This is a genomic window from Limnobacter sp. (genome assembly GCF_036405155.1).
GTDB lineage: Bacteria > Pseudomonadota > Gammaproteobacteria > Burkholderiales > Burkholderiaceae_B > Limnobacter.
The window spans coordinates 428108-451126 of the sequence record NZ_DASWYD010000007.1; the positions used below are offsets into that span (position 1 = coordinate 428108).

Here is a 23019-nt window from a genome sequence, read left to right on the forward strand (position 1 = left end):
GAAACAAATGAAGTTTTGGTGACATGCGCTAGTCTGGTGAACGAATGTTCACAAAATCATTTAACTGCTGTTAACCTGCCTGCTTCTTGATCCAACGCATTAAATTCCCCAATACCGGGATTTTTTCATACAGTTCTTCGGCCGGGTCCCAGTAATCCCTGTGGTATATAACCAGGCCCTGTTTGTTCAGGCGCACATGGGTTGAGCCCCGGCAACATTGAACCTGGCCTTTTTTGAATTGCTTCATTTCGAATAGGAAGTGCCAGCCCAGAAACACCTGTTCGCCTTGCTCAAAGGCGGTGTGAACCACAAAGCGCGGGTTGTTCACCTGCTCAAACATGTGAAGAAATATTCTTCGAATCGAAGCCAAATCATTGACCTCGTTGTAAGGGTCTTTGAAATAGGCATCTGCTGCGTAGTGCTGGTCCAATGTGTCTGCACTGGCCGGTGTCATGTGCTCAAAAAAATCAATCAGCCTTCGCAAGGGGGCAGACAGGTGCTGTCTGTCCAGTGGTGCGAGGCTTGTTTCGGTGTTGCGTGGGCGCATGGTTCAATCCGTCTGCTGTCAGTCTGTGCCGGGTGTCTGGGTTTTTGCAAACCGTTTCACCGCTGAAAAGTACAGGGTATAGGGCATGAGTCGCATGGCCCTCAGGCTGCGCGTGAATGTCTTTGGAAAATGGGTTTCGAATTCACCCGCTTCCAGGCCATTGATGATTTCGCTGGCGGCCTTGTCGGCCCCAATGATGAAGGGCATGGGGAAGGTGTTTTTGCGAGTCAATGGCGTATCGACAAACCCGGGGTTGATCAGGCTGACACCGACACCGTGCGGTTTCAGTTCGATGTACAGCGCTTCGGCCAGGTTGATGAGGGCTGCTTTAGTGGGGCCATAAGCCAGTGAATTGGGTAGGCCCCGGTACCCCGCCACGCTAGACACCACGGCAATATGCCCAGCCTTCTGTTGCATGACCACGGGCAGCACCTGGGCCAGCACATGCAGCGTGCCGTTCAGGTTGACGTTGACTTGGCGCTTCACCTCGGTCAGGTCGAAGTTCTCGATGGCCATCTCCGCATAGGTTCCGGCCATCAGCACCACCAGGTCAATGCCTTGCAGTGATTCCAAGGCTTTTGCCGCAGCCGCTTGAACAGCTTGCTCATCGGCAATGTCCACCGGCAAAGCGGTGGCCAAATGAAGGTCAGTGGCCAATGCCGCCAGTTTGTCGGCACTTCGGGCCGACAACACCTGTTGGCAGCCCAATGCGTCCAGTTGACGGGCCAGCGCTTCACCAATGCCGGTAGAGGCGCCCACCAGCCAGACTCGCTTGCCTTTCCAATCCGTGATCGGTCGGTTCAATGCCATGGTTTTTTATGCCTTGGTTGAATGCGGTTTAATTGCGTTTGCGAAAGCTCAGGGTCACCTGGCCCAGTTCAATGCCAAACTTGCTCATCACGGCGCGGTTCAGCATGGTTTTGTCATCCATCAGGTACATCCAGTCGTCAAACTGCATGTCGTATGTTTTGCCATCCACGGGCACCTGCAGCGTGTATTTCATGTTGAATGCGTTGCCCGCCTGTTGGCCCTGTGCCTCGCCCACCACATCGGCTGCCTTACCAACCACGGCATTGCCGTTTTTGGTCAAGGTCCAGCTGCGTTTCTGTGTGGTGCCATCGGAGTAGGTGAAGTCCTCATCCAGCGTGCCCACATTGCCGTCCCAGTGGCAGTTCATGACCACGGTAAAACGCTTGACCACGCGGCCCGAGCGGTCGGTGAACATGCCCCAGGCATCGATCGTGCCATTGAAATACTTGGCAATGTCCAGCACGGGTTTCTCTTGGGCGTAGTCGCTGGCCACAGGGGCTGATGCACAGCCAGCCAGCAGGCCGATGCACAACGCACTGGCGGTTAGCAGGCGGGTCAGGCCTTGGCTCATTTTCACATTCCGCATCAATGTCAACATCATGCTGCACTCCGGGTTACGGTGGTGCCAGTGGGCACGTTTTGGGGGCGTCCACCCAAGCCGCTGAACACCAACAAGACCATGGCCAAAATCTTCAGGCCACAGGGAATCAAAGAATACATCCAGATCAACGGGTCGTTGGCCAATTGGTCCAACAGGCCCATGGCTTTGAAGGCGTCGGTTTTGGCGAATTCAGGCGAGTAGCTGAACCATTGCAGCGTGCCCAAAGCCACCGTGGGTGCCAAGGCCAGGTTGAGTTTGGTCATCCAGTTCCACAAGCCGAAATAGGTGCCCTCATTGCTGCCACGCTCACCATTCTCACCAATGACGCGGGCCACCAGTGCTGCCGGCATCGACAAGTCGCCGCCCAAGGCAAAGCCGGTGACGATGCACACCCACAAGTAGGGCTGAAAGTCCCCTTCACCCAAGGTGGCCACCAACGCAAAGGTGGGCACGGTGATGACAATGCTGCACAGCCACGTCCAGGCCAAGCCCAAGCGGCTGGACAACCACACCCAAAACACTGTGGAGACCGCACCAATCAAAAAATACACCGCCAAAACCCACTGGTCTGCATCGGTCAGGCCCAAGCGGTCACGCATATAGAACGGTACCAGCGTGGCAGGTAGGGCACCCGCCAGGCCGTTGCACAGGAAGATCACCATCAGGCGGCGAAAATTGCTGTGCGACAGGGGGTGCAGCACATCTTTCAAGGATTGTTTGAACCGGAGCCAAGGGCTCACGCGATGCGCCTGGCGGGTGTCTGTCGAGTGGTTTTTTGTTGTGCCGCCAAAATCTGTCGGGGTGAGGGAATACTTCAGCAACAGATACAGGCCCGCAATCAGCATGGTCACGAATACGCCGTAAATCAGTGTGCCGTGGGTTTCCAGCGACAGCGACACGGCAAAGATGACGCCAAAGATACCCACACCTTCGCGCACTGCCACGAACGTTGAACGTTCTTTGTCCGTGTTGCCCAACTCGGCTCCCCAGCTTTGGTAGGCGATGCTCACCAGGCTATAGCCCAGGTGCACAACCAACAGGCTTACCATCAGGCTGGCGGCGTGGTGAATCGGTGTGCTGCCCACCGGGAAAAACACGCCCGCCATGCCCAGCAGAAGAAAGGGCACCGACAGCACAATCGGGAATACATAGCGGTTGGTGTTGCTGTTGCGCCGGTCTACCCACAACCCAATGGCGGGGTCCAGAACAGCGTCAATGAGACGCGACAACAACAAGATGACGCCCACCCAGGCGGAGGGCACTTCATACACCCGGTTGTAAAGGTAGGGCACCTGAATGTAGATGGGCACCACGATGGCGCCCATGGCCCAACCCAGCAATCCATAGGTGATGAGGGCGCGGGGCCCGACAGAAACAGGTTTGTCCATGCAGGGCCTTGTTTAACTTATTCCACTTTCTCGAGGTAAAACTGGATCACGTCGGTGCTTTCGTATTGAAAGCCCGCTTCGCAATACGCCAGGTAAAACTCCCAGGTGTTGATGAAGGGCTGGTCAAAGCCTTGTGCGCGAACAGCATCCAGTTGCTTCAGGAATTGGACACGCCAGCGGCGCAAGGTTTCGGCGTAGTCCTTGCCGAAGGCTTTTTCACGAACCACCCGAAGGCCGTGCTTCTCGGCCATTGCACGGAATTTGCTGGGGCTGGGCAACATGCCACCCGGGAAAATGTACTGCTGAATGAAGTCGGTTCCTTTGCGGTAACGTTCAAACAGTTCGTCGGCAATGGTGATGGTCTGAATGGCAGCCTTACCACCCGTTTTCAATAGTCGGCTCACTGTTTCAAAATAAACAGGCCAGTATTCTTCGCCCACTGCCTCAAACATTTCAATGGACGCAATGTGGTCGAATTGCCCCTTGCAGTCGCGGTAATCCTGCAGGCGGAATTCTGCATGCTCGGCCAGCCCAGCTTTGTCCAGTCGTGCCTTGGCGTAAGCCAACTGCTCTGTGGACAGCGTCAGGCCCACCAGTTCGGCCCCTTGGCTGCACACCTTTTGGGCAAAACCACCCCAGCCACAGCCAATTTCCAGAATTTTTTCACCCGCTTTCGGGCGAAGGTAATCCACCATGGCCTGGTATTTGGCCTGCTGTGCTTCTTCCAGGCTCAGGCTGGTGTTGCCATCAAACAATGCGCTGGAATAGGTCATCGACGGGTCCAGCCAAAGCTGGTAAAACGGGTTGCCCAAGTCGTAGTGGGCATGAATGTTTTTCCGGGCCTGTGCCTTGGTGTTGCGGTTCAGCAGGTGCTTCAGTTTGTAGGCGATACCGCCCAAAAAGCTGCCGTAAATCACCTGTTCAACCGCTTTGCGGTTTTCAAGAAAAACGCCCAACAATGCGGCCAAGTTGTCGGTTTCCCATTCGCCAGCAATGTAGCTTTCTGCAAAGCCAATGTCCCCCGACTTCAGTGCCCGGCTGCACACTGCCCACGAATGCAGGGTGATGCGTGCGCTGGGCTGGTCATCTTCACCACCAAACAGCAGGTGGACACCTTCCGGCGTGATCATTTCCAGACGACCCTTTTTTAGCTTGTTGAGCAGCTTCAGGGTCCACTGGGCGGCGGAGGGGGCGTGACTGGGCAACTGGAATTGCGAAAGGCTTACTGCGGCTTGGGTCATACGTTCAACTCGGTCTGCGAAATCACATTGCTTGGGGGTTCGGGTTTTCGGTGGAATTTGGCGCCCTTGAACAACAATTTCAGGGCTTGCCAATGAATTTTTACCACCACAGCCAGTGTAAACCAGCCGTATTTCATCCATGTTTTACACCACAGCCCAGTGCTTGGATGCACCAGGGTCCCGCTCACGCTTGTACTCAATTTCAATTCGCCTTGGTCGAAGTAGCGAATGCTGGCCAGTGTGCGGTCGCCCTGGTTGAAAAACCGGAATTCATAATGGCCGGACACCGGGAAAAAGGGCGACACGTGAAACACCTTGCGTGCCAGCATGGGCTGCCCTCTGTCCAGCGGTGCACCTTGGTGACTTTCCTGGTGCAGCAAGTAAAAATGCCGCTCGCCAAAGGTGTTGTTGACTTCGCACAGAATGGCACGGCATTCGCCAGCTGCTTTGTGGAAGTACCAAAAGCTCACCGGATTGAAGACAAAACCAAAGGTTTTTGGAAAGGTGTGCAGGTGAACTTCACCGCCCAGTGTTTCACCGGTCTCTCCTTCAACGCGCGCGATCAAGGCAGGGATAAATGTTTCAAAGCGATCGTTGTGAGGTTCAAATCCATAATGGGCTGCATTGACCGAGGCCAAACCACGCCCGTCAATCACTGGGTAACGTGGCAGTGGCTGGGCGCAGGGCGCCGGCTTGAAGACCAGTTTCACAAAACAAGCCCCGGTGGAAAATCCATTCGGTTTGGGTTTTTCCCGGCGATGGCGCACCTGCCCCCAGGCCATTTTCACGCTGTGGCAGTGGTAGGTGCTCAGGCTCATCAAGCCGCCTGTTGCGTGCTGCGGGTTTGGCCGCTGTTGAGGTGGGCAATCAGCGCAGCCGCTGCCTGCAATCCAGATGTGTGGCCATCTTCATGGAAGCCATATTTCATCCACGCTCCTGCCAGGTAAACATTGTTCAAGCCCTGCAGGGCTCGCAGTGCATCCTGCGCTTTGACGGCTGGGCCGTCAAACACCGGGTGGCTGTACTGGATTTCACGGTGCACCAGTTCATCCCGAGGTTGCACAATGGGGTTCAGCGTCACGAACACGGGTTTTTGCGTGGGCAAGGGCTGAAGGTTGTTGCTCCAATACGTTACAGACACGCTGGGTTGTGGGTTGAGTACATCGCTCAGGTAATTCCAGGAAGACCAGGTGCTGCGGGTCTTGGGCATCAACTGGACATCGGTGTGCAGGTAGGCCACGTTGGGTTGGTAGGCGATGTGTTTCAACTGGTCTTTTTGGGCCTCGTTGCCGGTCAGCATGGCCAAGGCCTCGTCGCTGTGGCAGGCCAAAATCACGTGGTCGAAGGCCTGCTCGCCCTGGGCAGTTTTGACCACCGGGCGGGTGCCTGGTATGACCTGCTGAACCGGGCTGTTGGCATGTACCACCGGAATGTGAGGCAGCAGTTTGTGCACGTAGTTGCGGGCACCGTTTTTGACGGTGTACCACTTGGGCCGGTTTTCAACTTGCAGCAAGCCATGGTTGTGGCAAAACTGCACAAAGGTGGCCAAGGGAAACGCCAGCATCTGTTCGCTGGGGCACGACCAAATGGCCGCTGCCATCGGGATGAGGTACCAGTCTCGGAACTCGGTGCTGTAACCCTCCTGCTTCAGGTAGTCGCCCAAACCCATTTGCGCTTTGCTTTGAAACAAATTGGCACGCCCAGCGTCGGCCACCAGTGCTGTGGCTTCCTTGTTGAATTTCAGTATGTCCAACAGCATGCGCAGAAAGCGTGGCTTGAACAAATTGCGGCGTTGGGCAAACACGGTGTTCAGGTTGGTGCCCGCCCATTCCAGATTTAACTCGGGCAGACACACCGAAAAAGACATGTCTGACATGACGGTTTCAACCTGCAGTTCTTCGAACAGGCGAATCAGGTTGGGGTAGGTGCGCTCGTTGTACACCAAAAAGCCGGTGTCCACTGGAAATGTTTTGCCGTCCAGTTCAATGTCCACCGTGTTGGTGTGTCCACCGATGTAGTCATTGGCCTCAAACAGTGTCACATGCGCGTGGTCGCGCAAGGCATACGCCGCTGTCAGGCCAGATACACCACCGCCAACAACAGCAACGGTGGGCTTGGGGAAATTCACACTCAGATTCATGCCTGCCTTGTTGTTCATTCAGATAACGACCTGATGCATCCTACCCGCAAACCATGGTGTTGGATGCACCAGGACGTTGGATCAGCTTCGCTTGTCTTCCTCAATCCAGGCCACCGCAGAGTGGTTGTGAATGGACTCGAAGTTCTCGCTTTCGACCCGGTATTGAAGGACTTGCGCATGTTTGCGCAGGCGGATGGCCACGTCCCGCACCAGGTCTTCAACAAATTTTGGGTTTTCGTAGGCTTTTTCAGTCACGTATTTTTCGTCAGGGCGCTTGAGCAGGCCCCACAGCTCGCAAGAGGCCGACTCTTCGGCCATGCGAATCAGGTCTTCAACGTCCACACCTTCACCCACCAGCGCACGGATGGTGATGTGCGAGCGTTGGTTGTGGGCGCCATATTCCGAGATTTTCTTGGAGCAGGGGCACAGGCTGGTGACAGGAACCAACACCGTGATGTAGACATCGGTGGCTTTGCCATTGTTGTCGGCTTCCAGTGTGACTTCGTAGTCCAGCAAGCTGGCCACACCCGACACGGGTGCCACCTTGCGCACAAAGTATGGAAACTTCATGGTGATGGTGCCCGCGTTGGAATCCAGCCGGGCCAGCATGTCGCGCATCAGGGTGCGCATGCCACGCACGGTCAGCGCCTGGTCCTGCTGTTGCAAAATTTCCAAAAACCGGGACATGTGGGTGCCTTTGACATCGGCTGGCAAAAACACAGCCATGTCGATGGTGGCCACTGAGGGTTGAGGGCCTTCGCGGGTGTCCACAATCACCGGGTGGCGAACGGACTTGATGCCAACGCGCTGAATGGCGATGTTTCTCAGGTCAGCACGGGACTGTTCATCGGGCAAAAAGAGTGAGTCGGGTGCGTTCATGGTGTGCTCTCCTTGGCCTTTCGGCCATTACTGCTGAAGGGTACTGCGTGGTGCTTCGAGAGCACGGCGAAGTGGGTTGGTAATCTCAGTGCTCAGGGGTGAAATACCGCTGCGGTACACCCCAATCACCTGGCCATTGCGATCGATCAGGTATTTGAAAAAATTCCAGGATGGTGCCTGCCCGGTCAGGGTCGTGAGCTGTTTGTACAGGGGGTTGGCCTGCGCACCCGTGACGCTGGACTTGGCAAACATCGGAAACTTCACGCCAAATGTATTGGCACAAAAATCGGCAATCTGCTTGTTGCTTTTGGGCTCTTGTCCGCCAAAGTCGTTGGACGGAAAACCGACGACCGAGAAACCTTGTGCGCTGTATTGCTGCTGCAGCTTCTCCAGTTCTTCATACTGGCCGGTGTACCCGCAGTAGCTGGCGGTGTTGACCACCAGCAGCACTTTTCCAGACAATGAACACATCGACACGGGCTTTTCGTCCTGTAGCCGCGGAAACGTGTGTTGCAGCAGGCTTGGGCATGCATTGTCTGTGGCTGCTGCTGCGTATGATGATCCGTGCGCAAAGGCGAGAGCTGTCCACACCAAAACGGCAGCGACACATTTGGACAATAGTCGATATCCTGGGTGAAAATTGGGTTTCAAAAGCACGTGAATGTCTCTATATGTGTGGTCATTTCCTCAGCTTTGTGATAATTTGACGTTATCCGAAAGCAGTGGTTCCATTATTATGGGAACATCAGAACAAGTCAATTTTGTCTAGGACAAAACAGTGAGAGCAGTGCGGGAAGTGGGAAGTGTGTGCAAGGGGTGTCTATGAACGAGCGAGCCGATCTCAATCAGCCCTCATTCTCAATCGCGGCAGTTGAGCGAGACACCGGCTTGCCCAAAGACACGCTTCGGGTTTGGGAAAAGCGATACAACTTCCCCCAGCCCCAACGGGATGCCTATGGTGAGCGTGTGTATCCCATCGACCAGGTTGAAAAGTTGCGGATCATCAAGCGCCTGCTGGACGGCGGGCATCGCCCTGGAAAAATCATCGGCTTGAGCATTGAGGAGCTGGTTCGCATTTCAGAGGTGAGCAGTGCGGGTGCCCGCCTCAATGTGGCTGCCGACAGTCTGGACGAGCTGAACGGTTACATGGAGTTGGTGAAGCGCCACGACGCGGAGGAGTTTCGCCAAACCATGTCCAGGCTCGCCTTGACCATGGGCCTGCGCCGATTTGTGGTCGAAGTGGTTGCACCGCTGAACACCATGGTGGGCGACGCTTGGGCGCGTGGCTATTTCGAAATTTTTGAAGAGCACATCTATACCGAAACCATTCAAGTGGTATTGCGCAATGCACTCAACACCATACCATCGGCCCGAAAGGGCCCGCGCGTGTTGCTGACCACCTTGCCCAACGAGTTGCACGGTTTGGGTTTGCTCATGGCGGAATGCATTTTCACCATGGAAGGCGCTCAATGCGTTTCCTTGGGCACACAAACCCCCATTTACGACATTGTTCTCGCTGCACGGGCTCAAAGCATTGACATTGTTGCCCTGTCGTTTTCGGTGGTTCAAAGTTCGCCGTCCACCTTGGACGCCATTTCAGAGTTGCGCGAAAAACTGCCACCCCAAGTTGAAATTTGGTGCGGTGGCGCCTCGACAGCGCTTCGCAAACGGGCCAGTGAACAGTTCTTGCTGTTGCACACCCTGGATTCGATTGCCGAGTCCATTTCAGACTGGCGGGCCCGAAACCCCCACCGCGGCCCCAACGCCTGACTTCCCCATCGCCGTGACCAAACCCAGCAGTACCCGCAGCACCTTCAAAGGCAACAAATCTGCCTTGCCGTCCAAGCCTTGTGCGGTGTGCGGGCGTGACATGACCTGGCGCAAAAGCTGGGCCAAAAACTGGGACGATGTGAAGTACTGTTCTGAGGCTTGCCGAAAGCAACGCAAGGGGGCCTCGCATGGCGAATAAATCCACGGCCAAGCAGTTGCCCAAGCATTGGGTGCTGGTGCTGGGCGACCAACTGACCCTGGACAACCCGGCGCTGCAGCTGGGCAAGCCCGCCGATGTGGGTGTGCTCATGGTCGAGTCGGTGGATGAGTCGCGTGTGGTGTGGAGCCACAAGGCGCGCACAGTGCTTTTTCTCAGTGCCATGCGCCATTTCGCCGATAAGCTTCGCGAGGGGGGGTACACGGTGGTGTACAGCACCCTGGATGACACGGCGCAGAGAACATTGTGTGGAACGGTCTTCGATCTCTGCCAGCAGCATGGCATTGGCCGCATCGACTTGATGGAGCCGGGTGAATGGCGCCTGGAGCAGGGTCTGGTGGACATGGCCCGTCAGCAAGCCATTGAAATCCGTTTTCACGATGACCCGCATTTCATCTGCTCACGTGCCGACTTTGCCCGTTGGGCGTCGGGCTACAAACAGCTGCGCATGGAGTATTTTTACCGCGAAATGCGCAAGCGCACCGGCATTTTGATGGCTGGTGCAGAGCCTGAGGGTGGGCAGTGGAACTTCGACGCAGACAATCGAAGCGCGTACCCCAAGGCTGGCCCGGGCTCAATTCCTGAGCCTGCCGGTTTCGTGCCGGACGATATTACTCAAGTTGTCATGGCCGACGTGGAGCGCCATTTGCCCGAGAACCCCGGGCGGCTGGATCGTTTTGCCTGGGCGGTTACGCGGGAACAAGCGCTGGTGGCGTTGGATGTGTTCATCGGCCAGCGACTCAAGCAGTTTGGTCCCTATCAGGATGCCATGTGGACCGACACACCCTTTGGTTGGCATTCACTCTTGTCGGCCGCCATTAACCTTCACCTGCTCAACCCGATGGAAGTGGTTCAGCGAGCCGAGGCGGCCTACCGGGCGGGGCAGGCCGATTTGCCGGGTGTGGAAGGCTTTATTCGCCAAATTCTGGGTTGGCGTGAATTTATGCGCGGCGTGTATTGGATGGACATGCCCAAGATGCGTCAGGACAACGCGCTCAAAGCCGATATTCCTTTGCCAGACTGGTTTTGGACCGGTAAAACCCACATGGCGTGCCTGCGCGATGCCATTGGTCAAACCCTTGAGCATGCCTACGCCCACCACATTCAACGGCTCATGGTGATCGGTAATTTTGCCTTGCTGGCAGGTTTGGTGCCGCAGCAGGTGGAAGACTGGTTTTTGGCGGTGTATGTGGATGCGATTGAGTGGGTGGAGTTGCCCAATGTGGCTGGCATGGCGCTGTTTGCAAATGGTGGGCGCTTTACCAGCAAGCCTTATATTGCTTCGGGCGCATACATCAAGCGCATGAGCAACTATTGCGGCGGTTGCCGCTACGACCCTGCCGTCAAAACCGGCGACAAGGCTTGCCCATTCACCACGCTGTATTGGGGTTTTTTGGACAAGCACGAGGCGCTTCTGGCTGCCAATCCGCGCACAGGCCTGATGGCCAAAAATATCGGAAAGTTATCGGACGAACAGCGCATCGAGTTGCGTGGGCAAGTGGCCCATACCTTTGAAAAACTGAACTCGCTCTAGAAGCCCCACCGCAACGTTCCCCAAGGTGGTACCCTGACGGCGTTTTGACATTCGCCATCACCATGACCACAGCGCCCGAACTCCCGACACTTCCAGGTTTTGAAACCGATGCCACCGTGGCCAAGTTGCCGCGCAAAGCGGTGGTGTATGTGGTGGGTGGGTTCGTTCGGGATGCCCTGTTGGGTATTCCTTCGCAGGACCGGGACTGGGTGGTGGTGGGCGCCACACCGCAGGACATGACCGCCGCTGGATTTACACCGGTGGGTGCTGGTTTCCCAGTGTTCTTGCATCCGGTCACGCATGAGGAATATGCCTTGGCCCGCACAGAGCGCAAAAGCGGGCAGGGCTACAAAGGTTTTACTTTTTTTTCAGATCCAACCGTCACATTGGAAGATGACCTGCGTCGACGCGATTTCACCGTCAATGCCATGGCCATGGATTCGAAGGGGCGGGTGATCGACCCCTACGATGGCTGGAGCGACATTCAAGACCAAACATTTCGGCATGTCAGTCGGGCATTTTTGGAAGACCCCCTTCGTGTGCTGCGACTGGGGCGATTCTTGGCGCGTTTCACCGATTTCCGCATTGACCCCGTGACCTTTGAAATGTGCCGAGGCTTGGTGATGTCTGGCGAGCTTCAGCATTTGACGCCCGAGCGCGTGTTCACCGAGTTCAACCGTGGCATGGGTGAACGCAAGCCCGCGCGCATGTTCAAGTTGTTGAGCAAACTCAAAGCGTGGGATGCGCTGTTGCCGGGCATGGACTGGCCTTTGGCGCATTTTGAAGAAGCCCAGTTTCGAGGGCTGCTTGACCTGGATGCGGTCGAACTGCGGTGGGCCTATGCACTGGGCCTGTTCATGGATCGGGAGGACATGGACCGGGTGGCAGCACACCTGAAATTTCCAAATGAGCTGCGAGATTTGTGTCGAGTGGTGGTCAGCATTCAGGCGTTGGAGGGGCGGGCCAGCCCAAGCGACACCGATGTGCTTGCCTTGTTGGCCGAGATTGATGTTTACCGGAAACCGGAGCGGGCGCAGAAGGCGTTGCAATTGTTTCAGCGTGGCGGTCAAACCCAAACCATCGCCTTGTTGGACAGCGCCGTGCGAGAGCAACTGGACGGCACTTACAAGGCAGCGCTTCGCCTTCAGCTGGACGGCAATCCACAGCACGGTGCCGCTGAAATGCCCACTTTAATCGCCGATTTTCGCCAAGCCTGGTTGTCCAGGCTGAAGCAAGCGCAAGCCACTGTCCGGTCCAAATCCCGGGTGCGTTAACCTTCTGCGCCATCGCGCGTTGTCTTTCTTTCAAGAAAAACGCACGGTTCGTTTCGGGAGGTTTTCATGCACAAAACGCTGCAATCCACAGGCATTCTCATTCTGGCCATCGCAGTCTGCCTGTCGTGGGCCATGGTTTTTCCATGGGCGCGTCAGGGCTTTATGGGCGATGCCATCTGGCTGGCCGTCACGTTGGGATTGTTTGTCGTCCTGCATGCAGCCTCGGGAATTTTTCGTCGAATCCTGGTGGGGCTCGCCTTTTTTTCGGTTCTGTCAGCGTGCCTTGTGCTGGCCTGGCCATTTCTGCCCTGGTTGCGACATGCCGTTGCCTGGGTCAGTCAAACCGTGTTTAGCACACACCTGCGGTTGAATGAAGCCCACTTGTTTCTGAGTGTTTTTGTGCTGCTGAACATCACCATGGTGCTGGTTTCGCCCGTTCGCCGGCTGGTGTTGGGCGGCAAATCGCGTTGACAGTCTGTCCCGTTGCTGTGGCGTGATGCACAATAACGACAGCTCACCTGCTGTTGATGTGCCATGGCCTCACTTCGAATCAAGCAGGGTGTTTGCGCCTGTTGTGGCCGCCATACCCTGCTGACCTTTCATCACCTCATCCCCAAGAAGCTGCATCGGCGTGCTTTTTTTCAGCGGCAATTCAACAAGATGCAGCTCAATCAGGGGGTCAACGTGTGCCGCACATGCCATGATGGCATTCACGACCTTTACGATGAAATGACACTGGCCCGCCAGTTTTCGACTTTGGAGCAACTGTTGCGCGACGAAGCCTTGGCGCGTCACTTTGCATGGGTTGCCAAGCAGCGCTAACTACCGAGGTGAAGAGCAAATCCTTGATACAATGGAGGGTTTCGACATTTCAACGCTCCAAAGCCGTCGCTCGGCCCGGAGCAACACCGCCTCTCTGGGCCTTTCTAGGCCCCTTTGGACCATGCTGCCACAACACCGCAACACACTTGTCACTGCTTTTGAACTCGCCGCCACTGCTGCACTGGGCGCGCCTTTTGATGGCGTGGTAACGCTTGAAAAGCCCAAGGACGCCAGCCACGGCGATGTGGCCTGCAACCTGGCCATGCAACTGGCCAAGCCTGCCCGCAAAAACCCGCGTGAGTTGGCGCAAGCCTTGGTCGACCACCTGAAAGCCAATCCAGCTTGCGCAGGGCTGGTCGATGCCGTGGAGATTGCGGGTCCGGGTTTCATCAACATCCGCTTGAGCGCGCAGGCCCGCACTGCTGTGGTGGCCGAAGTACTGACACAAGGTGCTGCCTTCGGTCGATCCGAACAACATGCCGGTGACACAGTCCTGATTGAATTTGTATCGGCCAACCCCACAGGCCCTTTGCATGTGGGCCACGGCCGCCAGGCGGCTTTGGGCGATGCCATGGCATCGGTCATGAAAACCCAGGGCTGGAATGTCTACAAAGAGTTTTATTACAACGACGCAGGCGTACAAATTCAAACCCTGGCCACCTCGGTGCAGTGCCGTGCCAAAGGCTTGAAACCAGGCGATGCGGGCTGGCCCGAAAGCGCCTACAACGGCGATTACATTGCCGACATTGCTGCTGATTTTTTGGCTGGCAAAGAAGTGAAGGCAGCCGACGGTGCGCCCGTGAAAGGCAGTGGCAATGTGGATGACTTTGAGTCCATTCGCGCCTTTGCGGTGGCCTACCTTCGGGCCGAGCAAGACCTGGATTTGAAAGCCTTTGGCGTGCAGTTCGACAATTTCTACCTCGAAAGCTCGCTCTACACCGATGGAAAAGTGGACGAGGCTGTCCAGAAAATGGTGGCCTCGGGCAAAACCTACGAACAAGACGGTGCGCTGTGGTTGCGCTCCACCGACTTCGGTGACGACAAAGACCGCGTGATGCGCAAGTCTGAAGGCGGCTACACCTATTTCGTGCCCGATGTGGCTTATCACATCAGCAAATTCCGCCGGGGTTTTGGCAAAGTCATCAACATTCAGGGCACCGACCACCACGGCACCATCGCCCGGGTGCGGGCTGGTTTGCAGGCGGCCGATGTGGGCATCCCGCAAGGCTATCCCGACTATGTATTGCACAAAATGGTCACCGTCATGAAGGGCGGGCAAGAGGTCAAAATTTCCAAACGCGCAGGCAGCTACGTGACGGTGCGTGACCTTATTTGCTGGTCGGGTGGTGTGGATGAAACCCAACCCATGTTGAGCCAGCCGGAAGCGCTGACCAAAGGGCGAGATGCTGTCCGCTTCTTCCTCGTGTCGCGCAAAGCCGACACCGAGTTTGTATTTGACGTCGATTTGGCCTTGTCGCAGTCTGATGAAAACCCGGTGTACTACGTGCAATATGCGCACGCCCGCATTCATTCCATCCTGGATCAGGAAGGCGTTGATTCAGGCGCGCTGCAAAGCGCCAACCTGGGCCTCTTGCAGGCACCGTCTGAGGCAGCCTTGTTGCGAGCCCTCGCCAGTTATGGCGATGTGTTGGCCAAGTCAGCCGATGAATTGGCGCCTCACCACATTGCGTTCTACCTGCGCGAGTTGGCCGGTGCATTCCACACCTTCTACAACGCGGAACGTGTGCGTGTAGACGATGTCCAACTGAAGCAAGCCCGGTTGGCCCTGCTGGTGGCGGTGGCCACAGTGCTGGCCAACGGCTTGGCCGTATTGGGCGTTTCGGCGCCCAAACGCATGTAGCCAGACATGAAATCATTCACTCCAAACTGGCTGATGACCCTTGTGGCATCAGGGTTTTGGTCGAAAAACAGGGGCATTGCTCTAGGCGCTCCCGTGTTGCCTTTGGTACCATGTGGTGCTAAGCAGTTAAAAGGTTTTGCATGAACGCACCCGTTGAATTGAACACCTTGAAACCCTCGGCTGGCGAAACAACCCGCCTGCGGGAAATTCCATACAACTACACCTCGTTCTCCGACCGCGAGATCGTGATCCGCCTGCTCGGCCAAAAGGCCTGGGACATTCTGCAGGAGCTGCGCCAAGAGCGGAAAACAGGTCGCTCGGCCCGCATGTTGTTTGAGGTGTTGGGCGACATCTGGGTGGTGCGCCGCAACCCCTATTTGCAAGACGACTTGCTGGACAACCCCAAGCGCTTGCAAGCCCTCATCTCGGCCTTGTTTCACCGCCTGAGCGAAATCAATGTGCGCCGTGTGGAGTCCAATGAAAATCACGAGGCCGATGACCGCAGTGCCCGCGTTCGCGAACTGCTGACTTCGGCCGAACAAGCGGTGCTGGCTTTCCAGAAAGAGTTCGACACTCTGCGGGATTTTCGCAGCCGCGCCCGCCATGCGCTGGGCGAGCACACCGCGAAAGACAACATCAAGTTTGACGGCCTGTCCCGTGTGTCGCATGTGACAGACGCCACCGACTGGCGTGTGGAGTACCCCATGGTGGTGCTCACGCCCGATCGCGAATCTGAAATTCCCGGCTTGGTGAAAGCCTGTATCAGCCTGGGGTTGACCATCATTCCACGCGGAGGCGGCACGGGTTACACCGGTGGCGCAGTGCCACTCACAGCCATGTCGGCGGTCATCAACACCGAGAAGCTGGAAGAACTGGGCCCTGTTGTGATGGAAACCCTGCCCGGGCTCAGCACTGAATACGCCACGGTGTACTCCGGTGCCGGCGTGGTCACCAAGCGGGTGTCTGAGGCTGCTGAAAAGGCCGGCCGCGTGTTTGCGGTGGACCCAACCTCTGCCGAGGCCAGCTGCATTGGCGGCAACATCGCCATGAATGCCGGTGGCAAAAAGGCCGTGTTGTGGGGTACTGCGCTCGACAACCTGGCCTGGTGGAGAATGGTGGACCCCGAAGGCAACTGGCTGGAAGTGACCCGGGTCAACCACAACCTCGGCAAAATTCACGACGCTGCACAAGCCGAGTTTGATCTGGTGTGGAGCGATGGCAACCGCAAGCCAGGCGAGAAGGTGTTGAAAACCGAACGCCTGGTGGTTGAAGGCAAAGTGTTCCGCAAGGTTGGCTTGGGCAAAGATGTCACCGACAAATTTTTGGCGGGCCTGCCTGGCATCCAGAAAGAGGGTTGCGATGGCTTGATTACCTCGGCCAAGTGGGTGCTGCACCGCATGCCCAGCCACACCCGAACGGTGTGCCTGGAGTTCTACGGTCAGGCCCGCGACGCGGTGCCTTCGATTGTGGAAATCAAGGACTACCTGGACGGCGAAGGCAAGGCCATGGGCGCCATTTTGGCGGGTCTGGAACATTTGGACGAGCGCTACTTGCGCGCGGTGCGTTACAGCCCGAAATCCAAGCGCGGCGCCTTCCCCAAGATGGTGCTGTTTGGCGACATTGTGGGCGACGACGAAGACGCTGTGGCCAAAGCTGCCTCCGAAGTGATTCGCTTGTCCAATGGCCGCTCTGGCGAAGGCTTTGTGGCGGTCAGCCCCGAAGCCCGCAAAAAATTCTGGCTTGACCGGTCGCGAACTGCGGCCATTGCGCGACACACCAACGCCTTCAAAATCAACGAAGACGTGGTGATTCCATTGCACCGCATGGGCGAGTACACCGACGCCATTGAGCGCATCAACATTGAGCTGTCCATTCGCAACAAGTTGAAGTTGGTGGCCGCTTTGCGTGGCTTCTTCGCGCTGCCGCTCACCTTGGGCAAAAGCGACGATGCCGACACCAGCAAACTGTCGCCCGATGAAATCATCGGTGACCGTGTGCTGCGCGCCAATGAGTTGCTGGATGCCGTGCACGAGCGCTGGAGCTGGTTGCTGTCCAACATGGACATGGGGCTGGAAGCCGCCAAGCCTGTGCTGCTTAGCCTGGGTCTGGGCCAACTGGATGCCGAGTTGACCAAGCGCATTGCGCACCAGCCCGACGCACGGGTGTTTGATGTGCTGCAAGACCGCACGGTGCGGGTCAGCTGGAAAGCCGAAATCCGCGCCCACCTGGACCGCATTTTTGTGGGCGGCGTGTTTGCGCCGGTGGTGGCCGAGGCCCGTGCCATTCACAAGAAAGTGCTGCGTGGACGGGTGTTTGTGGCCCTGCACATGCACGCCGGTGATGGCAACGTGCACACCAACCTGCCGGTGAACTCGGACGACTACGACATGCTGCGCGAAGCCGAACACACGGTGGACCGCATCATGCAAATTGCGCGCGACCTCGACGGTGTGATTTCGGGCGAGCATGGCATTGGCATTACCAAGTACCAGTACCTGTCGGAAGCAGAGTTAAAGCCGTTCCAGGACTACAAGCAGCGCATTGACCCGGAAGGCCGCTTCAACAAAGGCAAGTTGTTGCCTGGCGGTGACTTGGCCAATGCCTACACGCCCAGCTTCAACCTGATGGGGCACGAAAGCCTCATCATGAGCCAAAGCGACATTGGGTCCATTGCCAATTCCATGAAGGACTGCCTGCGCTGCGGCAAATGCAAGCCCGTGTGTTCCACACACGTGCCCCGTGCAAACCTGCTGTACAGCCCGCGCAACAAAATCTTGGCCACATCCCTGTTGGTCGAAGCCTTCCTGTATGAGGAGCAAACCCGTCGGGGCGTGTCCATCAAGCATTGGGCCGAGTTTGAAGACGTGGCCGACCACTGCACGGTTTGCCACAAGTGCGTCACACCGTGCCCGGTTGACATCGACTTCGGCGACGTGTCCATGAACATGCGCGCACTGTTGCGCAAAATGGGCAAGAAAAGCTTTAACCCCGGCACTGCAGCGGCCATGGCTTTCCTGAATGCGAAAGACCCAGCCACCATCAAGGCCATGCGGGTGGGCATGACGGACATTGGCTTCAAGGCACAGCGTTTGGCTTACAAGGTTGGCAAGGCGGTGGGTTTGGTCGACAGCCAGACCAGCAAGCCGCCTGCCACGGTGGGCAAAGCGCCCATTCGCGAGCAGATCATCCACTTCATCAACAAGCCGATGCCCGGTGGTTTGCCCAAGAAAACCGCGCGTGCGTTGCTGGACATTGAAAACAGCGATTACGTGCCGGTGATCCGCAACCCCAAGGGCACCCAGGCCGACACCGAGGCCGTGTTTTACTTCCCCGGTTGTGGGTCTGAGCGCCTGTACAGCCAAGTCGGTTTGGCCACCCAAGCCATGTTGTGGCATGTCGGCGTGCAAACCGTGTTGCCACCGGGCTACCTGTGTTGTGGGTATCCGCAGCGTGGGGCTGGGCAGTCCGACAAAGCCGAAAAAATCATCACCGACAACCGTGTGCTGTTCCACCGCGTGGCCAACACGCTCAACTACCTCGACATCAAAACCGTGGTGGTCAGCTGTGGCACGTGTTACGACCAGTTGCAGGGTTACGAGTTTGAGAAGATTTTCCCCGGTTGCCGCATCATCGACATCCATGAATTCCTGATGGAAAAAGGTGTGAAGCTGGACCAGGTGACGGGTGTGCAGTACATGTACCACGACCCTTGCCATAGCCCGATGAAAGCGTACGATCCGCTGAAAGTGGTGAACACCTTGATCAACAGCGAAGTGCAAGGGCAAAACATTGTCAAGAACGACCGATGCTGTGGCGAGTCAGGCACCTTTGGTGTGTCCCGCCCCGACGTGGCCACCCAAGTGCGTTTCCGCAAAGAAGAGGAAATGCGCAAAGGTGCCGATGCGCTGCGCGACAAGGCACCGGGTGCGGATGTAAAAATCCTCACCAGCTGCCCATCGTGCCTGCAAGGCCTGAGCCGTTACAGCAAGGACGCCACTGTTGAGGCCGATTACATCGTGGTTGAAATTGCCAAACATGTGCTGGGCGACAACTGGTTGCCCGAGTATGTGAAGCAAGCCAACGACGGTGGCATCGAGCGGATTCTGGTCTGATGGATTGCCCCTTGTGCAACAGTGACGGCGGTGAGCTGATTTACCGCCATCCGCTGTTTCGGGTGATTGATGCCCGAGAAGCCCTGTACCCGGGCTTTTTGCGCTTGGTCTGGAACACCCATGTACAAGAGTTTTCGCAATTGCCAACCGAGCAGCGCACCCTGTGCATGAATGCGGTGGTGTTGCTGGAAGAGTTTGTGCTTCAGCAGTTCAAGCCTGACAAAGTGAACCTGGCCACGCTGGGCAATGTGGTGCCGCACCTGCATTGGCATGTCATTCCACGGTTTACGGACGATGCCCATTTTCCAGCGCCAGTGTGGGCGGCGGCGAAGGCGGCAGCGCAACTCAGCCCCCGCCAACAAACCATTCTCGACACGCAATCAACTTGGTTTGGCTTGCTGAACGAATGTTTGCAAGCCCAATTCGGCTAGGCCCCTTTGGGGTTGGTAGGCCACCGGGTGTATAGTATTCACAGTTTTTAACAAATAAAACCAAGGCCAATGCAGGCTGCACGGGAAGTTTTTCCGTCGGGCTTGCCGTGCGCCCGCATGCCGCAGAACCATCACCTGTCGAGCATGAAACCACTCCAAAACGCACCGCGCGCACCGTCCTCCCCCACCTCGTCCCACGCCGCAACCACCGATGGCCTGACCGTGTCGCCATCGCTGGACTTTGTTCTGGAGGCCGAACACCTAAGCCAACAAACCGGCCTGTTGGACAAACGCACCATCAGCATGTCGGGCTTGGCGATCCTGCTGGGCCTCGCGGCCAGCGGTGTGGCTTGGCTGATGTTGAAGCTCATCGCCATCATCACCAACCTCGCTTTTTATGGTCGCCTTCAGGCTCACGATGTGAGCCCAGCGGACGCTGTAGCGCATTTGGGCTGGTGGGTGCTGCCCATCCCTGTTGTGGGCGCGGTGTTGATCGGACTCATGGCCCGGTATGGGTCCAAAGCCATTCGTGGGCACGGCATTCCCGAAGCCATGGAGCAGGTGTTGACCAATCGAAGTCGCATTCCTGCGCGGGTCATGTTTTTAAAGCCCGTATCGTCGGCCATTTCAATTGGTACCGGTGGCCCTTTTGGTGCAGAAGGCCCCATCATCGCCACAGGTAGCGCACTGGGTTCTTTTGTCGGGCAAAAAATTCCGGTGTCCACCGCCGAGCGCAAAACATTGTTGGCCGCTGGGGCTGCCGCGGGCATGTCGGCCATTTTTGGCAGCCCCGTGTCTGCGGTACTTATTGCCATTGAACTGCTGCTGTTTGAGTACCGGCCTCGGTCCATAATTCCAGTGGCTTTGGCAGCGGTGACTGCGGCAGGCATGCGCATCGTCATGGAAGGGTCTGAGCCGATTTTCGCCATGCCCGAATTGGGGCCGCCAAGCTTGGGTGCGTTGGCTTTCTACACCTTGCTGGGTGCGGTCATGGGCCTGGCTGCAGCAGGTGTGACCCGCATTGTGTATGGCATTGAGGATGCCTTTGAGCGATTGCCCATCCACTGGATGTGGTGGCCTGCGTTGGGCGCTTTGGCAGTGGGGGTGGCGGGCTATTTTGCACCAGACACCCTGGGTGTGGGCTACTACAACATTCGCAATATCTTGTCTGACTCCCTCACCTGGCAAGCTGTTGCAGTCCTCATTGCATTCAAGTTTTTCTCGTGGTCCATTTCATTGGGCAGCGGAACATCCGGCGGTACGTTGGCCCCCTTGTTTACCTTGGGTGGTGGTTTGGGGCTGTTGTTGGGCAAAGCTGCAGCCAGCCTCTTGCCCATGTTGCACGTCGACGTGCGTGTGGCCGCCCTGGTGGGCATGGCGGCCTTGTTTGCAGGTGCATCCCGGGCATTGCTCACCTCGGCCGTGTTTGCTTTTGAAACCACCCTGCAACCCATGGGGCTGTTGCCCTTGCTGGGTGGTTGTGCAGCGGCTTACCTAGTGTCGTCGCTCGTGATGCGCAACACCATCATGACCGAAAAAATTGCCCGCCGGGGCGTGCGTACGCCCGCTGAATATTCCGCCGACCCACTGGAACAAGTGCTGGTTCGCCAAGTGGCCAATGCGGATGTGGTGCGGTTTCAGTCAGGGCAGTTGGTGGGTGATGTCCTCACCGCGATGCAGGCCGACCCGCATGCCTATCGATTTGCCATGTATCCCGTGGTGGATGCGGATGGTCGATTGAAAGGGACATTGGACCGCGAGCAGATTTTGAACGCGGCCCTGGTGGAGCAGGGCGCTGACACTGCGGGTATTGAGACCTTGATTGCGCAGCGCCCCCGATTTGTGTTCGACGACATGACCGTTCGCCACGCAGTACAACACATGGTCAAGTATGGTCTGGATGCTCTGCCGGTGTTGAGTCGCGAACATCGCTACAAGCTAGTTGGCATTTTGTCGCGTGCGGAGGTGTTTGCTGCGTACAAACGCCAGGCCGACGAATAGCCTAGGCGGCAGCATCCTCCGGTGTATTGGTCACTGTCGCCCCGGCTGCTTTCGCCAAAGGCATCAGGATGGTGAACGTGCTGCCCTGGTTGGGCTTGCTTTGAATGTCCAGTTCACCATCGTGGCGTTGCACCACATGCTTAACAATCGCCAAGCCTAGGCCGGTGCCCCCACTTTCGCGTGAACGGCTGCGGTCCACCCGGTAAAAGCGCTCGGTCAGTCGGGGAATGTGCTCTGCCGAAATACCAATGCCCGTGTCTTTCACTACAAACGCTGCACAAGCCCGGCCAAGTTCATTTTCGGTGCGGGTCAGGCTCACCGAAATGGCGCCATTCTCAGGTGTGTAGCGCACGGCATTGGTCACAATGTTGGAGAAGGCGCTGAGCACCTCTGCGCCATTGCCCATGGCCAACAGTCCGGGGGCAATGTGGACCTCCATGTGGTGTTTGCCGCCCGACAACTGCATGGCGTCGTCCACGGTCCGCTGGGCAATCTGACTCAAGTCCACTGTCTCGCCATGCTCGCTCGCGCTGGGGGCCGACTCCAGTGCCGACAATGCCAGCAAGTCTTCCACCAGGTTTTGCATTCGGTTGGCCTGGGTGTACATCAGGTTCAGGTATTCCTTTTGCTGCTCTGGGCTCAAGGGCAGGTCGCGGATGGTTTCCAGAAAGCCGCTCAGCACCGTCAAGGGTGTTTTCAATTCATGGGACACATTGGCGATGAAGTCGCGCCGCATCCGCTCCAGTTTCTCCACTTTGGTGACATCCCGGGTGAGCACCAGCACCTGGTTGTCGCCATAGCTGACCAACTGAACCGACAGGATTTTGCTGCGGCTTCGTGGAGCGCTCATCACCAAGGGCTGTTCCCAGCTGCGGCTGCTGATGTACTTGTGAAAGGCTGGGTTGCGCACCAGGTTGATGAGGGGTTGGCCGATGTCGGTGCCCAGTTTCAAGCCGAGGTGGTCTTGCGCGGTGTCATTGCACCAGGAAATGTGGCCCTGCGCATTCAAGGTGACCACACCATCGGGCAGGGCCTGGGCCGCCGTGCGAAACGACACCAGTGCGTTGCTCAAGGCTTGCTGCTGACGTTGGTGCAGGCGAAGGTAGCGAAACAGCTTGGCGGCCAGGTCGTCCCACCAGCCGGTCACGCGGGGAATGTTTTCGGGGGTGAAGTCGTCCAGCCAAGCCGCCACTTTTCGTCCGGAACGGACTTGCACCGCGTAATTCAAGACCGCTGCGCCAATGGCAAACAGCACGGCGCCTTGGTGTCCATAGGCCATTTGGCCAACAATGGAGGCGGCTCCCAGGGTCAGTGCAAAAAACACAAGGCGGAAAATCAGCGCAGTCATAGACCCGTATTCTAGGGGATTATCGGCGGGTGAAGGCTTGGGG

Annotated in this window: 20 protein-coding genes; 10 read left to right on the forward strand and 10 right to left on the reverse strand. The window is 57.1% G+C overall.

Annotated elements, in window-relative coordinates:
• Positions 1-70 precede the first annotated feature (70 nt).
• The 9 genes from VGE55_RS12650 to VGE55_RS12690 all read right to left on the reverse strand — a co-directional run bounded on the left by VGE55_RS12650 (position 71) and on the right by VGE55_RS12690 (position 8197).
• The gene (locus tag VGE55_RS12650; protein WP_331132040.1) at positions 71-547 is read right to left on the reverse strand and encodes a nuclear transport factor 2 family protein; all 477 of its coding nucleotides are present in this window, start codon (positions 545-547) and stop codon (positions 71-73) included.
• 18 nt (positions 548-565) lie between these two features.
• Positions 566-1357 (reverse strand): SDR family NAD(P)-dependent oxidoreductase, encoded by a 792-nt coding sequence (locus tag VGE55_RS12655; protein ID WP_331132041.1) that lies wholly within the window; start codon positions 1355-1357, stop codon positions 566-568.
• Positions 1358-1385: 28 nt separating this feature from the next.
• Positions 1386-1955 carry a DUF3833 domain-containing protein gene (locus tag VGE55_RS12660; protein ID WP_414675043.1) on the reverse strand — a complete coding sequence of 190 codons (570 nt, stop codon included), beginning with the start codon at positions 1953-1955 and terminating at the stop codon, positions 1386-1388.
• Complete coding sequence (locus VGE55_RS12665; RefSeq protein ID WP_331132042.1) at positions 1955-3346, reverse strand: MFS transporter; 1392 nt, start codon at positions 3344-3346, stop codon at positions 1955-1957. The genes VGE55_RS12660 and VGE55_RS12665 overlap by 1 nt, the downstream gene beginning before the upstream one ends.
• A 17-nt stretch (positions 3347-3363) precedes the next feature.
• Complete coding sequence (locus VGE55_RS12670) at positions 3364-4587, reverse strand: cyclopropane-fatty-acyl-phospholipid synthase family protein (protein WP_331132043.1); 1224 nt, start codon at positions 4585-4587, stop codon at positions 3364-3366.
• Complete coding sequence (locus VGE55_RS12675) at positions 4584-5405, reverse strand: DUF1365 domain-containing protein (RefSeq protein WP_331132044.1); 822 nt, start codon at positions 5403-5405, stop codon at positions 4584-4586. Before VGE55_RS12675 ends, VGE55_RS12670 begins: the two co-directional genes overlap by 4 nt.
• On the reverse strand, positions 5405-6745 hold the full coding sequence (locus tag VGE55_RS12680) for an NAD(P)/FAD-dependent oxidoreductase (RefSeq protein WP_331132045.1): 1341 nt from the start codon (positions 6743-6745) through the stop codon (positions 5405-5407). Before VGE55_RS12680 ends, VGE55_RS12675 begins: the two co-directional genes overlap by 1 nt.
• 63 nt (positions 6746-6808) lie before the next feature.
• Positions 6809-7606, reverse strand: coding sequence for a GTP cyclohydrolase FolE2 (gene folE2 / locus VGE55_RS12685; protein ID WP_331132046.1), 798 nt, complete (start codon positions 7604-7606; stop codon positions 6809-6811).
• A 27-nt stretch (positions 7607-7633) separates the two neighbouring features.
• Positions 7634-8197 carry a glutathione peroxidase gene (locus tag VGE55_RS12690; protein ID WP_331132047.1) on the reverse strand — a complete coding sequence of 188 codons (564 nt, stop codon included), beginning with the start codon at positions 8195-8197 and terminating at the stop codon, positions 7634-7636.
• Positions 8198-8428: 231 nt separating this feature from the next.
• On the opposite strand from VGE55_RS12690, the gene VGE55_RS12695 reads away from it, so the two are divergent.
• The 10 genes from VGE55_RS12695 (at position 8429) to VGE55_RS12740 (ending at position 21628) form a co-directional block, all read left to right on the forward strand.
• Complete coding sequence (locus VGE55_RS12695; RefSeq protein WP_331132048.1) at positions 8429-9376, forward strand: MerR family transcriptional regulator; 948 nt, start codon at positions 8429-8431, stop codon at positions 9374-9376.
• Positions 9377-9389: 13 nt separating this feature from the next.
• Positions 9390-9575 (forward strand): DUF2256 domain-containing protein, encoded by a 186-nt coding sequence (locus VGE55_RS12700; RefSeq protein WP_331132049.1) that lies wholly within the window; start codon positions 9390-9392, stop codon positions 9573-9575.
• Positions 9565-11127, forward strand: coding sequence for a cryptochrome/photolyase family protein (locus VGE55_RS12705; RefSeq protein ID WP_331132050.1), 1563 nt, complete (start codon positions 9565-9567; stop codon positions 11125-11127). Before VGE55_RS12700 ends, VGE55_RS12705 begins: the two co-directional genes overlap by 11 nt.
• Positions 11128-11171: 44 nt before the next feature.
• A complete protein-coding gene (locus tag VGE55_RS12710; protein WP_331132051.1) occupies positions 11172-12401 on the forward strand; it encodes a hypothetical protein in 1230 nt (409 codons plus the stop codon).
• Between the two features lie 66 nt (positions 12402-12467).
• Positions 12468-12872 (forward strand): hypothetical protein, encoded by a 405-nt coding sequence (locus VGE55_RS12715; protein WP_331132052.1) that lies wholly within the window; start codon positions 12468-12470, stop codon positions 12870-12872.
• A 63-nt stretch (positions 12873-12935) separates the two neighbouring features.
• A complete protein-coding gene (locus tag VGE55_RS12720) occupies positions 12936-13223 on the forward strand; it encodes a hypothetical protein (RefSeq protein ID WP_331132053.1) in 288 nt (95 codons plus the stop codon).
• 121 nt (positions 13224-13344) lie between these two features.
• Positions 13345-15084: an arginine--tRNA ligase gene (gene argS / locus VGE55_RS12725; protein WP_331132054.1), complete on the forward strand. Its 1740-nt coding sequence runs from the start codon at positions 13345-13347 to the stop codon at positions 15082-15084.
• Between the two features lie 140 nt (positions 15085-15224).
• On the forward strand, positions 15225-19196 hold the full coding sequence (locus VGE55_RS12730) for an FAD/FMN-binding oxidoreductase (protein WP_331132055.1): 3972 nt from the start codon (positions 15225-15227) through the stop codon (positions 19194-19196).
• Positions 19196-19627, forward strand: a complete 432-nt coding sequence (locus VGE55_RS12735; protein ID WP_331132056.1) for an HIT family protein — start codon at positions 19196-19198, stop codon at positions 19625-19627. The genes VGE55_RS12730 and VGE55_RS12735 overlap by 1 nt, the downstream gene beginning before the upstream one ends.
• A 144-nt stretch (positions 19628-19771) precedes the next feature.
• Complete coding sequence (locus VGE55_RS12740; RefSeq protein WP_331132057.1) at positions 19772-21628, forward strand: chloride channel protein; 1857 nt, start codon at positions 19772-19774, stop codon at positions 21626-21628.
• Position 21629: 1 nt separating this feature from the next.
• On the opposite strand, the gene phoR is transcribed toward VGE55_RS12740, so the two are convergent.
• Positions 21630-22976 carry a phosphate regulon sensor histidine kinase PhoR gene (gene phoR / locus VGE55_RS12745; protein ID WP_331132058.1) on the reverse strand — a complete coding sequence of 449 codons (1347 nt, stop codon included), beginning with the start codon at positions 22974-22976 and terminating at the stop codon, positions 21630-21632.
• Positions 22977-23019: the final 43 nt, after the last annotated feature.

Excerpts from the sequence above, each read along its gene's own strand:
- VGE55_RS12705 (WP_331132050.1), top strand. The coding sequence starts at position 9,565 with ATGGCGAATAAATCCACGGCCAAGCAGTTGCCCAAGCATTGGGTGCTG.
- argS (WP_331132054.1), top strand. The coding sequence starts at position 13,345 with ATGCTGCCACAACACCGCAACACACTTGTCACTGCTTTTGAACTCGCC.
- VGE55_RS12650 (WP_331132040.1), bottom strand. The coding sequence starts at position 547 with ATGCGCCCACGCAACACCGAAACAAGCCTCGCACCACTGGACAGACAG.
- VGE55_RS12740 (WP_331132057.1), top strand. The coding sequence starts at position 19,772 with ATGAAACCACTCCAAAACGCACCGCGCGCACCGTCCTCCCCCACCTCG.
- VGE55_RS12660 (WP_414675043.1), bottom strand. The coding sequence starts at position 1,955 with ATGTTGACATTGATGCGGAATGTGAAAATGAGCCAAGGCCTGACCCGC.
- VGE55_RS12670 (WP_331132043.1), bottom strand. The coding sequence starts at position 4,587 with ATGACCCAAGCCGCAGTAAGCCTTTCGCAATTCCAGTTGCCCAGTCAC.
- VGE55_RS12695 (WP_331132048.1), top strand. The coding sequence starts at position 8,429 with ATGAACGAGCGAGCCGATCTCAATCAGCCCTCATTCTCAATCGCGGCA.
- VGE55_RS12730 (WP_331132055.1), top strand. The coding sequence starts at position 15,225 with ATGAACGCACCCGTTGAATTGAACACCTTGAAACCCTCGGCTGGCGAA.
- VGE55_RS12680 (WP_331132045.1), bottom strand. The coding sequence starts at position 6,745 with ATGAACAACAAGGCAGGCATGAATCTGAGTGTGAATTTCCCCAAGCCC.
- VGE55_RS12720 (WP_331132053.1), top strand. The coding sequence starts at position 12,936 with ATGGCCTCACTTCGAATCAAGCAGGGTGTTTGCGCCTGTTGTGGCCGC.
- VGE55_RS12665 (WP_331132042.1), bottom strand. The coding sequence starts at position 3,346 with ATGGACAAACCTGTTTCTGTCGGGCCCCGCGCCCTCATCACCTATGGA.
- VGE55_RS12655 (WP_331132041.1), bottom strand. The coding sequence starts at position 1,357 with ATGGCATTGAACCGACCGATCACGGATTGGAAAGGCAAGCGAGTCTGG.
- phoR (WP_331132058.1), bottom strand. The coding sequence starts at position 22,976 with ATGACTGCGCTGATTTTCCGCCTTGTGTTTTTTGCACTGACCCTGGGA.
- folE2 (WP_331132046.1), bottom strand. The coding sequence starts at position 7,606 with ATGAACGCACCCGACTCACTCTTTTTGCCCGATGAACAGTCCCGTGCT.
- VGE55_RS12715 (WP_331132052.1), top strand. The coding sequence starts at position 12,468 with ATGCACAAAACGCTGCAATCCACAGGCATTCTCATTCTGGCCATCGCA.
- VGE55_RS12735 (WP_331132056.1), top strand. The coding sequence starts at position 19,196 with ATGGATTGCCCCTTGTGCAACAGTGACGGCGGTGAGCTGATTTACCGC.
- VGE55_RS12675 (WP_331132044.1), bottom strand. The coding sequence starts at position 5,405 with ATGAGCCTGAGCACCTACCACTGCCACAGCGTGAAAATGGCCTGGGGG.